General features: G+C 58.5%; 12 protein-coding genes and 1 rRNA gene. 9 read left to right on the forward strand and 4 right to left on the reverse strand.

The genetic code is table 11. From position 1 onward, the window contains the following. Positions 1 to 9 precede the first annotated feature (9 nt). Together rrf and KGB28_RS29135 are read left to right on the forward strand one after the other, a co-directional pair. Positions 10 to 125, forward strand: a 5S ribosomal RNA gene (rrf, locus tag KGB28_RS29130). Between the two features lie 195 nt (positions 126 to 320). Continuing rightward, on the forward strand, positions 321 to 512 hold the full coding sequence (locus KGB28_RS29135; RefSeq protein ID WP_150724330.1) for a YegP family protein: 192 nt from the start codon (positions 321 to 323) through the stop codon (positions 510 to 512). A gap of 50 nt (positions 513 to 562) precedes the next feature. Here KGB28_RS29135 and KGB28_RS29140 read toward each other — a convergent pair whose 3' ends face one another. Beyond that, positions 563 to 769 carry a hypothetical protein gene (locus tag KGB28_RS29140; protein ID WP_223448965.1) on the reverse strand — a complete coding sequence of 69 codons (207 nt, stop codon included), beginning with the start codon at positions 767 to 769 and terminating at the stop codon, positions 563 to 565. Positions 770 to 1,020: 251 nt separating this feature from the next. On the opposite strand from KGB28_RS29140, the gene KGB28_RS29145 reads away from it, so the two are divergent. Together KGB28_RS29145 and KGB28_RS29150 are read left to right on the forward strand one after the other, a co-directional pair. Beyond that, entirely contained in the window at positions 1,021 to 1,947 is a 927-nt protein-coding gene (locus KGB28_RS29145) for a LysR substrate-binding domain-containing protein (RefSeq protein ID WP_056721301.1), read from the forward strand. A gap of 57 nt (positions 1,948 to 2,004) precedes the next feature. Continuing rightward, the gene (locus KGB28_RS29150) at positions 2,005 to 2,370 is read left to right on the forward strand and encodes a 5-carboxymethyl-2-hydroxymuconate Delta-isomerase (RefSeq protein ID WP_223448966.1); all 366 of its coding nucleotides are present in this window, start codon (positions 2,005 to 2,007) and stop codon (positions 2,368 to 2,370) included. A gap of 3 nt (positions 2,371 to 2,373) precedes the next feature. Here KGB28_RS29150 and KGB28_RS29155 read toward each other — a convergent pair whose 3' ends face one another. The 3 genes from KGB28_RS29155 to KGB28_RS29165 all read right to left on the reverse strand — a co-directional run bounded on the left by KGB28_RS29155 (position 2,374) and on the right by KGB28_RS29165 (position 5,542). Further along, a complete protein-coding gene (locus KGB28_RS29155) occupies positions 2,374 to 3,312 on the reverse strand; it encodes a LysR family transcriptional regulator (RefSeq protein ID WP_223448967.1) in 939 nt (312 codons plus the stop codon). Positions 3,313 to 3,426: 114 nt separating this feature from the next. Beyond that, a complete protein-coding gene (locus KGB28_RS29160) occupies positions 3,427 to 4,344 on the reverse strand; it encodes a DMT family transporter (protein WP_223448968.1) in 918 nt (305 codons plus the stop codon). 13 nt (positions 4,345 to 4,357) lie between these two features. Beyond that, a complete protein-coding gene (locus KGB28_RS29165) occupies positions 4,358 to 5,542 on the reverse strand; it encodes a cyanate transporter (protein WP_223448969.1) in 1,185 nt (394 codons plus the stop codon). A gap of 472 nt (positions 5,543 to 6,014) precedes the next feature. Between KGB28_RS29165 and KGB28_RS29170 the strand changes: the two genes are divergently transcribed. From KGB28_RS29170 to KGB28_RS29190, 5 genes are all read left to right on the forward strand, one after another. Beyond that, the gene (locus KGB28_RS29170; protein WP_223448970.1) at positions 6,015 to 7,397 is read left to right on the forward strand and encodes a glutamine synthetase family protein; all 1,383 of its coding nucleotides are present in this window, start codon (positions 6,015 to 6,017) and stop codon (positions 7,395 to 7,397) included. Positions 7,398 to 7,587: 190 nt separating this feature from the next. Next, complete coding sequence (locus KGB28_RS29175; RefSeq protein ID WP_223448971.1) at positions 7,588 to 9,237, forward strand: phosphoethanolamine transferase; 1,650 nt, start codon at positions 7,588 to 7,590, stop codon at positions 9,235 to 9,237. A gap of 237 nt (positions 9,238 to 9,474) precedes the next feature. After that, on the forward strand, positions 9,475 to 10,608 hold the full coding sequence (gene rnd, locus KGB28_RS29180) for a ribonuclease D (protein WP_223448972.1): 1,134 nt from the start codon (positions 9,475 to 9,477) through the stop codon (positions 10,606 to 10,608). Further along, positions 10,605 to 10,898, forward strand: a complete 294-nt coding sequence (locus tag KGB28_RS29185; RefSeq protein WP_033041871.1) for a YcgL domain-containing protein — start codon at positions 10,605 to 10,607, stop codon at positions 10,896 to 10,898. The genes rnd and KGB28_RS29185 overlap by 4 nt, the downstream gene beginning before the upstream one ends. Before the next feature lie 119 nt (positions 10,899 to 11,017). Continuing rightward, entirely contained in the window at positions 11,018 to 11,950 is a 933-nt protein-coding gene (locus KGB28_RS29190; protein WP_150755680.1) for a D-2-hydroxyacid dehydrogenase, read from the forward strand. The last annotated feature ends 99 nt before the right edge of the window (positions 11,951 to 12,049 follow it).

Consider the following 12,049-nt stretch of genomic DNA (forward strand, 5'->3'; position numbering starts at 1 on the left):
CCCGAATTTCTTGACGACCATAGAGCGTTGGAACCACCTGATCCCATCCCGAACTCAGCAGTGAAACGATGCATCGCCGATGGTAGTGTGGGGTTTCCCCATGTGAGAGTAGGTCATCGTCAAGATTAAATTCCGAAACCCCAATTGCGAAAGCAGTTGGGGTTTTGTTTTTGTCCGCAGGAAAGTTCGCACACGGTTATTCAGGGTCGCCAGTGCGAAATATCCCCTGACATTGAAAGCAATCAGCCTGGAAGCTCCTCCTTTACTCTGGTTTCGCAGACCACTGATCTGCAGCCACCAGTAATCGCAAGGAGCGAGCAATGTATTTTGAGATTTACAGACAAATCCGCGGCACCGTTCTGACCGGCAAGGGCCAATGGCGTTGGCGGTTGAGGGCAGGCAATCATGAAACGATTGCCAGCGGGGAGGCTTACGTCAACAAGGCTGATTGTGTGCATGCAATCAGTTTGATCAAAGGGACCTGTGAGCAGACCCCAATCAAGGAAATCTAGATAGAGGGCGGTGAAGCTGCTCGTACAGAGCAGCTTCGTTTCAATCCGTCTTACGGCTGGGTATGGCCCAGTTTTCTCTTGATCAGTTCGTAGACGTCCTTGTGGGTGGAGTTGTGCAGGGATTTATCCTTGCAGGCCGAGGCTAGGAATGTCTTGACCTCTTCCCTGGCGTGCGGGTACAGGTTGGCGACGTAGTCGGCTTCGTGTGCCTGGGTGCAGTTGAAGTGTTTGTCGTCTTTGGCTTTGTCTCTGGCCATGGTGTCGCTCCTTGTGATTTCGCATGTTTTGGATGACGAGGGTGGTTTTTCACCTAGTGCGTCGCTGAGCTTAGGGACTCGCGGGCTGCTTGCCAGGGGTTCCAGGTAAAAAGGAAGGGGCTGTAGGACAAAGCATGGAGCAGCATTTTGCTTAAACGTGAACGGCGTCAGGCTGTTGAACCTGAGTTGGATAGACGGCAGTCGCACCAGCTACCTAAACTGTCAGCAGATTTTGGGATCGGGGGCAGTGGATGAATCGCAACGAGCTTCGCAAGGCGGATATCAACCTGATGGTGGTATTCGAAACATTGATGCTCGAGCGCAATGTCACTCGGGTGGCGGAGAAACTGTTTCTCGGTCAGCCGACCATCAGTTCGGCGCTCAACCGCTTGCGTGCGATGTTCAATGATCCGCTGTTCATACGCGTTGGCCATCGCATGGAGCCGACGGCAAGGGCCGAAGAAATCATCAGGCATCTGTCGCCGGCGCTGGATTCGTTGTCCGTGGCCTTGAGCCTGACCCATGATTTTGACCCGGCCAGCAGCACGATGTCGTTCCGCATCGGGCTGTCCGACGATGTCGAGTTCGGCCTGTTGCCGCCATTGCTGCGAGCTCTGCGCCAGGAAGCGCCAAATGTGGTGTTTGTGGTGCAGCATGTCGATTACTGGCGGATTCCCGACTTGCTGGCATCCGGCGATATCACGGTGGGTATCAGCCAGACCCGTGGCTTGCCGGCCAATGCCAAGCGCAAGTTGCTGCGGCACATCCAGCCCAGCATTTTGCGCGCCGATGCCTCCGACACTCCGCTGACCCTCGATGAATATTGCGCGCGACCGCACGTGCTGGTGTCCCATACCGCCAACGTCAGTGGCTACGCCGACGAGTGGCTGGCGGACATCGGCCGCACTCGCCAGGTGGTGCTCTCGGTACCGCAATACAGTTCTTTGCCGGCCCTGCTTGCCGGGACGGACCTGATTGCCAGCCTGCCGGACTACACCGCCGAGGCGATGGCTGCATCGGGAGTGCTGTTCAAGGAACCCTTTCCGATCCAGACACCTACCCTGGACCTGTCCATGGTCTGGCTCAGTCATGTCGATACCGACCCTGCCGAGCGCTGGCTGCGCTCGCGGCTGGAAGCGTTCATGAGCGAGCGTGCGGTTTTGCCGCTGCCTGAATGAGCAGGGCGGTGCTGTGTTATATGTACGACCTTTCCACCCACTTACAGGAACTGACTCATGCCTCACCTGCACATGGAATATACCGCCAACCTGACTGATCTGAATGCCGATGTGGCATTGATGCGGTTGAACAATACATTGGTGGGTTCCGGTCAGTTTGCTGCCGAATTCGACATCAAGAGCCGCGCGGTCAAGGTCGAGACGTTCAAGGTCGGTACGGCACTGGCTGAGCGGGCGTTCGTGCATGTGAAACTGGCGCTGTTGAGTGGTCGTTCCGTAGAGATCAAGAAACAGCTGTCTGAAAGCCTGCTGGCGGTGGTGCGGGACCTGTGTGAATGGCCGGGCAGCATTGAGGTCCAGTTGTGCGTGGAAATTCTCGACATCGATCGCGACTCTTACAGCAAGACCGCCATCAACAACTGAGCATCAGGCCGTTTCCTGGTCGACGCAGGCCCGGATCACTTGCGCTCGCAGCCAGGTGTTGGCGCTGTCCTGATCGACACCCTGGTTCCACTGCATGTCGAGGGTGAAACCCGGCAAGCCTTCGGGCGCTTCACAGTGATTGAAGGTGTCTGCACTGGCCAGCAATCGCTGGATGCGCCGGGGCAGGGTCAGGGCATAGTCGGTGCCGGTAATCAGCTTTAGCGCTGCACTGTAGCTGTTGGCGCGTACGACGATCTGGCGCTGTTGTGCCTGCTGCGCGAGCCAGCCGTCGACCATGTTGGTGGCGGACGTCCAGGGTGTCGGGAACACGTGTCGACGTTCGACATAGGTTTGCAGACTCATGCGTGGTTCCGCCGGCGTGGTGTGCTTGTCGAAAACACACACCAGATCGTCTTCCAGCAGCGTCTGCGATTTGAAATCGACGTGACTGCGATGAAAGTTCGGACCGAAGCACATCACCAGGTCGAGACTGCCTTCGCGCAACGCTTCGGCTGGGATATCGGCTTCGAGTTTGAACACATTGACCATCACCGGAAGGTCGGCGAGGTCGAAGGTTTTCAACAGGCGCGGCAGGATCAGCTGTTCGAAATATTCCGGTGCGCAGATGTTGAAGGTCACGGGTTGCAGGCCAGGGTCGAACGCGGGTGGGCTGGCGTGACACAGGTTGATGCTTTCGAGGATTTTCAGTACGTGAGGGTACATCGTGCCGGCCTTGCAGGTGGGCTGCATGCCACCGGTACGGGTATTGATGAACAGTTCGTCCTCGAAACTGGTGCGCAGTTTTTTCAAGCAGTAACTCACGGTGGACTGGCTGACGCAAAGCGTCTCGGATACGTCGGTGACGCTGTTCTGCTCATACACGGCGACGAACACCATGAGGTCCTGCATGTCGAGTTTTCTAAGCGAATTACTGTTCAGCATCCATTGCGTCTCGCTGCGTCCCTTGCGCTGACCGTGTGCAAGGGTGGGTGAATGATCCTAGCGGAATGAGCGAGCCGGGAAAATGCCTTGCGGGACGTTTCGCCCAGGACCCTGTCAGCCCTGGACCATCGCCGACACCGTGCGGCGGCTGGATATCAACAGCGCGAACATGCCAAGACCCACCAGCACCGCGCCGGCCATTTCCAGCGGCAGCGGCATCTGGCGTCCCCATAGCCAGTGAAACAAGGTGATGAACAGCGTGCTCAGGTAGATGTAGGAAATCACCGAGGACGGTGCGATCACGCCGATGGCCCGATGCAGCAGCCAAAACGTCGCCAGGGTGGCGAACACCGCCAGGTACATCAGCCAATAGAAATCGTTGAGCGTCAGTAATGATGCCGAGCGCCAACCGCCACTCAATCCACAGAACACCAGCAGAAACAGCGCACCGAACAGCATATTCCAGAATGTCATGGACACCGGCCCGCGTCCCTTGAGGCTATCGGCTTTCAGGCGCTGGCTGAGGGGGGCGTAGAGTGCCATCGCCAAACAACCGATGCCGTACACCGTCAATGCATAGGGCGATGGCAACTCGCCGGGACCACCACCTTTCATGATCAACAAAACCGCCCCGGCAGCGGCGAGCAGCATCGGCACAATCCGTTGTTTCAGACGGCTGTCAGGTGTCAGCACGGCTTCGAAACCCAGGGTCAGCAGCGGCACCAGCGTGAACATCGTCCCGGTGTTTACGGCCGAGGTGTAGCGCAATGCTTCGAACAGCGAGCCGAAGTACAGCGCCAGCAGCAGGCCGAGCACGGCGTGACCAAGCAGCGCGCGGGCGGTCATGACTGCATCGCCTTTGAGCAGCAACCGCGGCAGAAACACCAAGGCGCAAAACAGCAGGCGTAAACCGGTCAGCAGGATCGGGTCGATGGCCTGGCTGACTTGCGCCGCCGCGGAAAACGATGCGGCGATCAACAAGGCCCAAAGCAGCATGCTGGCGTGAGCGACGGCGAAACCTGTGGTTTTCATGGCAGGCTCCGGATCAATGGATGTGGCGGCTGTAGTGCCTTGGGTTGAAGCGCAAAACCATCAGCATCATCAGCGCCATGACCGCCGTCAGCGACCACCAGGCCCATTCAAAGCTGCCGAGCTGGTCGCGGATGATCCCCGCCAGCAGCGGCGACAGGCCGGCGATCAAGTAGCCGATGCCTTGAACGAATGCGGTCAGGCCACCGGCGCGAAATGGATTGTCCAGGTGGTCCAGCGATACGATCAGGCTCATCGGGAACAGGCCGCCAATGCCCAGCCCCAGCAGGCATGGCCACATCAGGCTCAAATGCTGCGGGCTCAGAATCAGTCCGCAGAAACCGGCGATGATCAGTGTCAGCAATACCATCAGCACGACGCGGCGGTCGCGGCTGCGGTTGGCGATGACGGGCGTCAGCAGGCCCGACAGCACTTCCATGGCGGTCAGAAACCCGAGCAGCAATCCGGCGTTCTGCTCGCTCCAGCCTTTTTCCACGTAGTACGGCGCCAGCCAGGCCAGAACACAGGTGTAGGACGCAGTGCCCAGGCCAAAGAAAATCGCGAGTAACCATGCGCGGGAATTGGCGAAGTACGAATTTTTGCTGGATGCCTTCGAATCCAGTGTTGGCATCCCCGCGCTTTGGCTGCGCCAGAAAAGCAACGCCAGCACGGCGAGAACGGTCCAGATCGCCAGGCCCATACGCCAGCTTCCAGTACGCGCCATCACCAGCGGCGCAAAGGAAGCCCCCATGGCGGCACCGCCCATGATCGATGTGACGTAGAGCCCCATGCACAGGGCAACGTGGTCGCTGAAGCGGGATTTGATCAGCGCTGGCATCAGGGCCTGGATCAGGGCGATCCCGATACCTGCCAGTACTGCGCTGAGGAGCAACTCCACGGCTGAATCAAGGAACAACCGCGAAACCGTGGCCACGCCGATGATCAGCAACGAGAACACCACCGTGCGCTGATCGCCGAATCGCTGGCTGACGCGCAGGCCGAAAAACATCGCCAGTCCCATGGCCGTCACCGGCAACATTGTCAGCAGTGAAGCCTGGCTGAAGCTCAGTGCAATGTCGTCGCGAATCGCCGAGAGCAGAGGCCCGACAGCGGCCATGGAAGGGCGCAGGTTCAGGGCAACCAGGACAATGCTGAACATGAGCCAGAGGGCAGGGCGGGAAGTGGCTCGGGTGTTTTCCATGATCGGACCTTGAACAATAGGGTTCCGATTAGGCGCGTGGGGCCTGGAGGCGGCAAATCAGAAATTCCGGCGAAGTATTGAGAAATTAAATACACGTCGCAGCCAAATGTTTAGCCAGACGATATCCAAGGTTCTTCAAATCCTGATTTAACGACTTAAGCCGTCGTGTGACGCTGCGGGTCATCTGTTTTCTGCGGTTCTCTCTATGGGCGGTTGGCCAGTCGCAATCCACTTCAAGGCATCCATCGACGTTCGAGCGTCGAGCCTTGGTCGTCGATTCACACCCGCCACCGCGCCAAACCTCTCTGCACTTCCTTCTGAACTGGCTTTCTGGGCGCTGTGGCATTGCCGCCATGCGCGCCCGCCGGATTCCTGCCTTTTCCGCTGATTGTTCCTACATATTCCGCTCGATGGCGGGATTAAAGTGCGGGTGCTTTTGCGTACCTGTCTGACACGGAAAAAGAGAGTTCCCATGAGTTGTGCCACGACCTCGTTTGCCACCAAGCAAGAAGCGCTGACCTTTCTGGAGCAGAACCCGGATATTGAAATGTTCGAGCTGTTCATCCTCGACAACAACGGTGTGCCGCGGGGCAAGTTGCTGCATCGTGATGAGTTGTTGGCGGTGTATGAAAGCGGGCGGCCATTGCCGAGCACCATCCTCGGCCTGACCATCAACGGCGATGACGTGGAGAACTCCGGGCTGGTCTGGGATGTCGGTGATATCGACTGCCGCGCCTACCCGATCAGCGGCAGCCTCACGCGTATGCCGTGGCGCCTGATTCCGACGGCGGCCGTACAGGTCAGCATGCACCCGACGGAGGGAATGCCCGCCACTATTGCCGATCCCCGTCATCTGCTGGCGAAAGTCATCGAAGGTTTGCAGGCTGACGGTTATTACCCGGTCATGGCGGCGGAATTGGAGTTCTACCTGCTGGACCAACAACGCGACAGCAATGGCCGACCGCAACCGGCACGGGATGTCGATGGCGGGCGTCCGCGCGGCACCCAGGTCTACGGGTTGCGCGAGCTTGAGCAGATCGAACCATTCCTGGCCGATCTCTACAGCGCCTGCAAGCTCCAGGGGATTCCCGCGCGCACGGCCATTTCCGAATACGCGCCGGGGCAAGTGGAAATCACCCTCGAACACCGCACCGACGCGCTGCAGGCGATGGATGAAGCGGTGCGCTACAAGCGTCTGGTCAAGGGTGTGGCGCACAAACACGGCATGACAGCCTGCTTCATGGCCAAGCCTTTCGATGACCTGGCCGGCACCGGGATGCACATGCACGTGAGCCTGGCGGACAAGGACGGCAACAACCTCTTCGCCAGCGAAGCCCCGGATGGAACGCCACTGCTCAAGCAGGCCGTCGCCGGCATGCTCAGTACCTTGCTCGATTCGCTGTTGCTGTTCTGCCCCAACGCCAACTCCTACCGGCGATTCCAGGCCAACAGCTACGCGCCCCTGGCGGCCACCTGGGGCGTGGACAATCGCACCGTGAGCCTGCGCGTACCTGGCGGGCCGGCGTATTCCCGGCACATCGAACACAGAATCTGTGGCGCAGATGCCAACCCCTATCTGGCGGCTGCGGCGATTTTGGCCGGTATTCATCGCGGTATCCGCGAACAACTCGATCCCGGTGCGCCGGTGGAAGGCAATGGCTACGCCCAGGCTGCGAAACTGTTGCCGACCGACTGGCTGACCACTTTGCGATCGCTGGAAGGTTCGAGTTGGGCCAGGGATGCCTTCGGCGGCGAATTCCTCGGCGTCTACCTGGCGGTGAAACGCGCCGAATATCGTCAATTCATGGGGGAGGTCGGTGAACAGGACTGGCGCTGGTATTTGCACCAGGCTTGAGTCGAATCTGAATCGGGGCTGAACCATTCTCAAATAGTCTGAAAGTGTCAGGCGGACTTAATAAGCCAACTAATTGTTGGCTTATTTTTCACAAAAAATTGATTGTTGGCTGTCTAAAATTACAGCTGTCTCGGTAAATGAAATTTTCACATTTGCCGAAGATACTTATTTTCAGGATCCGCCAAATATCATGCTTAAGATTAAAGCTGTGCGCCCTGAATGGGTGACACTGATTGCCAGCACGTTTTTGTTAGTTGGCTTCAATTACGTACTTTGGCAACACCTGTTCGAAATCACCGCATCCGATGGCAAAGGCATCGTCATGCGCGTGGCCTTCGGAGCGATGATCTTCGCGGCCTTCAACATTGTGCTGACCCTGCTGGCATTCCGGCCGGTGCTCAAACCGATCCTGACCCTGCTGTTCATGACCAGCGCGGGGGTGGCGTATTTCATGGGCCAGTATGGTGTTCTGATCGACACCGGCATGTTGCGTAACTTCGCTGAAACCAACGCCACGGAAGTGCGTGACTTACTGTCGCTCAAGTTGTTTGTGTATATTTTGCTGCTCGGCGTTTTACCGTCCTGGCTGTTGTGGAAGACACCGATTAATTATCGTCGTTGGCACCGTGAACTACTCAGTAAAGTTCTGGTGGTTTTTGCCTCGGCAGCAGTCATTGGTGGTGTTGCACTGGTTAACTATCAAGGACTGTCTTCGCTGTTTCGCAATCACCACGAGTTACGCCTGATGGTGGTGCCAAGCAACTACATTGGTGCCTCGGCTGGCTTCTTGCGCGAGCAGGTTGCGTCTGCACATCAGCCTTTTGTGAAGCTCGGTGAAGATGCCCGGCGCAATCCGGCCTGGCAAACTCACGGGCGCAAATCCCTGACGGTTCTTGTCGTGGGTGAAAGTGCCCGGGCGGAGAACTTCGGCATCCTTGGCTATAGCCGCGACACCACTCCGACACTGAGTAAGGAAGATGGCCTGATCGCATTCACCGATGTGCATTCCTGCGGTACTGAGACCGCCGTATCGGTGCCTTGCATGTTCTCCAATATGGGACGCAAGGACTACAACGCCAGCAAGGCAAAGAACGAAGAAGGCCTGCTGGACGTGCTCAAGCATGCGGGTATCGACGTGATCTGGCGTGACAACCAGTCAGGCTGCAAAGGTACGTGCGATCGCGTCACCGTTGACGACGTCAGCAATCTGAAGGATCCAGTGCTGTGCGCCAACAGCGAATGCCGCGACGAAATCCTGCTGCAAGGGCTGCAGCATTTCATCGATACCCTGGACAAGGACACGGTATTGGTATTGCACCAGATGGGCAGCCACGGTCCGGAGTACTTCAAGCGTTATCCGAAAGAGTTCGAGCGCTTCACCCCGGTTTGCGAGAGTAATGCCCTGAACAATTGCAGTCGCGAAAGTATCGTCAATGGCTACGACAACACCTTGGTCTATACCGACCATGTGCTGTCGACCTTGATCGATCTGCTGCGCAGCAACCAGGACAAAGTGGATACCGCGATGCTGTATCTGTCGGACCACGGCGAGTCCCTGGGTGAATACAACTTGTTCCTCCACGGCACGCCTTACATGCTGGCACCGGAGCAGCAAAAGCATGTAGCCATGTTTGCCTGGTTCTCCGACAGCTATAAAAAGTCGTTTGCGGTAGACACCCACTGCCTGCAACAGAGCCGTGAAAAGCCCCTGAGCCAGGACAACCTGTTCCATTCGATGCTTGGGCTGCTGGAGGTCAACAGCAAGGTCTACAACCAGGATCTGGACATGTTTGCCGGATGTCGTGGTCCAGTGACCGACGGCGTGTTGGCCAAGGGTTGATCGCCTCTGACTCTGTTTCACGCAACGACCGCCGACCTGGCTTTTGGCCGGTGTTGGCCGGGCACGGTGATTCACGCGCAGGTGCGGGTCCAGGTGCTGGGTAAGACCAGCTAGCTCGGCTTTGTAGGACTATTCTGTATGTCACGCAGTAATTTTCGCTAACGCTCTTGTTCAGTGGATGCGCGGAAATCGCCGGGGGCGATATATACTGCGCGCCATTCTTCAAGGGAGAGCCGTGTGGCCATCGATATTCACTGGATTCGCGACAACGATAGCCTCGGACGGTTGTGCGCCGAGTGGCAACAGTTGCCATTCGTTGCCCTCGACACCGAATTCATGCGGGTCGACACCTTCTACCCGATCGCCGGCCTGCTGCAGATCGGTGATGGCGTTCGCGCCTATCTGATCGACCCGCTGACCATCGACAACTGGCAGCCATTGGCCGCGTTGCTGGAAAACCCGGCGGTGCTCAAAGTTGTCCACGCGTGCAGCGAAGACCTCGAAGTCCTGCTACGCCTGACCGGCAGCCTGCCGACGCCACTGTTCGATACGCAGTTGGCTGCCGCTTACCTGAACCTCGGTTTTTCCATGGGCTATTCGCGGCTGGTGCAGGAAGTGCTCGGCATCGACCTGCCCAAGGGTGAAACCCGTTCCGACTGGCTGCAACGTCCGCTTTCCGAAACCCAGATCAGCTATGCCGCCGAAGATGCCGTGCATTTGGCTGAAGTTTTCGTAAAGCTGCGTCCAAAGCTGTCTGACGAGAAGTACGCCTGGGTCCTGGAAGACGGCGCCGAACTGGTGGCCAACCTGCGCCGCGAGATCGACCCGTACGAGGTCTATCGCGATGCCAAGCTGGCCTGGAAGCTGTCCCGCGCCCAACTCGCCGTTTTGCGTGAGCTCTGCGCCTGGCGCGAAAAGGAAGCCCGGGTCCGCGACCTGCCGCGCAACCGGATTATCCGCGAGCATTCGTTGTGGCCGCTGGCGCGTACGCAACCGGATAACCTCGGTGCCCTGGCGAAAATCGAAGACATGCACCCGCGTACCGTGCGTCAGGACGGGGAGTTTCTGCTTGATCTGATCAAGCGCTCTGGCAGTGTGTCGCCTGATCAATGGCCGCCAGCCGTGCCGGAGCCATTGCCGGTGGATGCCGCTGCGCTGCTCAAACAAATGAAGGCCATAGGCCAGGCCGAAGCCGAGCGCCTGAACATCGCGCCGGAACTGATGCTGCGCAAGAAAACCCTGGAAGCGCTGCTCAAGAGCGGCTTCCCCAATGGTCCCTACCAATTGCCTGATTCGCTGCGTGGCTGGCGCCGCGAATTGATGGGCCAGGCGCTGCTCGACAGCCTGGTCACCGCCGGAGAACAGCCTTGAAACGTATTTGTTCCATCTATCGCAGCTCGAAGAGAAACGAAATGTACCTGTATGTGCTCAAGAGCGATGCTCTGGAACGCGTGCCGGAGCCCCTGATGGCAGCCTTCGGCAAGGCCATCCACGCGTTCGACCTGGTGCTGAGCCCCGAGCGCAAACTGTCGCGCGAGGACATCACGGTCGTGCTGGAAAACCTCGAAAAACAGGGTTATCACCTGCAAATGCCACCTGCCGAAGACGAGTACATCGAGCACTTGCCGGAAGAGTTGTTGCGTCGCAACGATCCGATGTGAGCAGCAGACAGGCTCTGTTCAGAGTGGTTATGAAACACTGATTGATTTTAGCGATGGCAGCATCGACGGAGCACTGCTCCGTCGGCGGCCGTCTGCACCGTTTTTGAAAGGTTTGAAGCATGCGCGTCCTGATTGCTGAACACGACCACCCCGTGTACGCCCAACTGTTGCGCGAGGCGGCACCGGACCTGGAGGTGCTGACCAGCGGCGATTCCGCCGAACTGGCCAGCCAGGCCGCCGATTGCCCGGTGTGGCTCGGCCAGCCTGATTTGCTGGCGACCCTGTTGCGCCAGGGCCATCAACCGCAATGGCTGCAATCGACCTGGGCCGGCATCACGCCGCTACTGGCCGATGGCTTGCCGCGGCACTATCGGCTGACCCGTGCAGTCGGCATCTTCGGCCAGGTCATGGCCGAGTACGTGCTCACGTACATGCTCGGTCACGAACGTGAAGTGCTGGCGCGACTGGTCAGCCAGGTCGAGCGCAAGTGGGACAGTCGCCATGGCCAGAGCCTGGCGGGGCGCAAGGTGTTGATCGTCGGCACCGGTGATATCGGTCAAAGTGTCGCGCAGTTCCTCGTACCGTTTGGCGTCGAGTTGTATGGCGTTGCCAGTACGGCGCGGGAGCAGGCACCGTTTATCGAAGTCGGTTCGCTGGCGGATTTGCCGCGGCTGGTCGGTGAAGTCGATTACGTGGTCAACCTGCTGCCGAACACGCCGGAAACACACGATATCTACGACGCTGCGCTGTTCAAGCAATTCAAGCCGACCGGATTGTTCATCAACGCCGGGCGCGGTGTGGCGGTGGTCGATGCGGATCTGGTGGATGCCTTGAAGGAGGGGCATCTGGCGGGCGCGGTGATCGATGTGTGCCGTCAGGAACCCTTGCCCCAGCGTCATCCGTTCTGGACGGCCTGGGGCCTGCTGTTGACCGGCCACAGCTCGGCACCGACTTCGCCGTCGATGATGGTGAAGCTGTTTGTCGAGAACCTGCGGGCGTATCAGGCGGGAGAGGCGTTGCGCGGGGAAGTGGATTTCGATCGCGGGTATTAAATCCAATGCGGTCAAAGTGTGGGAGCGGGCTTGCTCGCGAATGCGGTGTATCAGTCGACAATTACAGTGACTGATACACCGCATTCGCGAGCAAGCCCG

The organism is Pseudomonas sp. BF-R-19 (genome assembly GCF_019956445.1).
GTDB classification, from domain to species: Bacteria; Pseudomonadota; Gammaproteobacteria; order Pseudomonadales; family Pseudomonadaceae; genus Aquipseudomonas; species Aquipseudomonas fluorescens_BH.

Coding starts and splice junctions, on each gene's coding strand:
- KGB28_RS29160 (WP_223448968.1), bottom strand. CDS start 4,344: ATGAAAACCACAGGTTTCGCCGTCGCTCACGCCAGCATGCTGCTTTGG.
- KGB28_RS29165 (WP_223448969.1), bottom strand. CDS start 5,542: ATGGAAAACACCCGAGCCACTTCCCGCCCTGCCCTCTGGCTCATGTTC.
- KGB28_RS29140 (WP_223448965.1), bottom strand. CDS start 769: ATGGCCAGAGACAAAGCCAAAGACGACAAACACTTCAACTGCACCCAG.
- KGB28_RS29170 (WP_223448970.1), top strand. CDS start 6,015: ATGAGTTGTGCCACGACCTCGTTTGCCACCAAGCAAGAAGCGCTGACC.
- KGB28_RS29155 (WP_223448967.1), bottom strand. CDS start 3,312: ATGCTGAACAGTAATTCGCTTAGAAAACTCGACATGCAGGACCTCATG.
- KGB28_RS29175 (WP_223448971.1), top strand. CDS start 7,588: ATGCTTAAGATTAAAGCTGTGCGCCCTGAATGGGTGACACTGATTGCC.
- KGB28_RS29135 (WP_150724330.1), top strand. CDS start 321: ATGTATTTTGAGATTTACAGACAAATCCGCGGCACCGTTCTGACCGGC.
- KGB28_RS29190 (WP_150755680.1), top strand. CDS start 11,018: ATGCGCGTCCTGATTGCTGAACACGACCACCCCGTGTACGCCCAACTG.
- KGB28_RS29145 (WP_056721301.1), top strand. CDS start 1,021: ATGAATCGCAACGAGCTTCGCAAGGCGGATATCAACCTGATGGTGGTA.
- KGB28_RS29150 (WP_223448966.1), top strand. CDS start 2,005: ATGCCTCACCTGCACATGGAATATACCGCCAACCTGACTGATCTGAAT.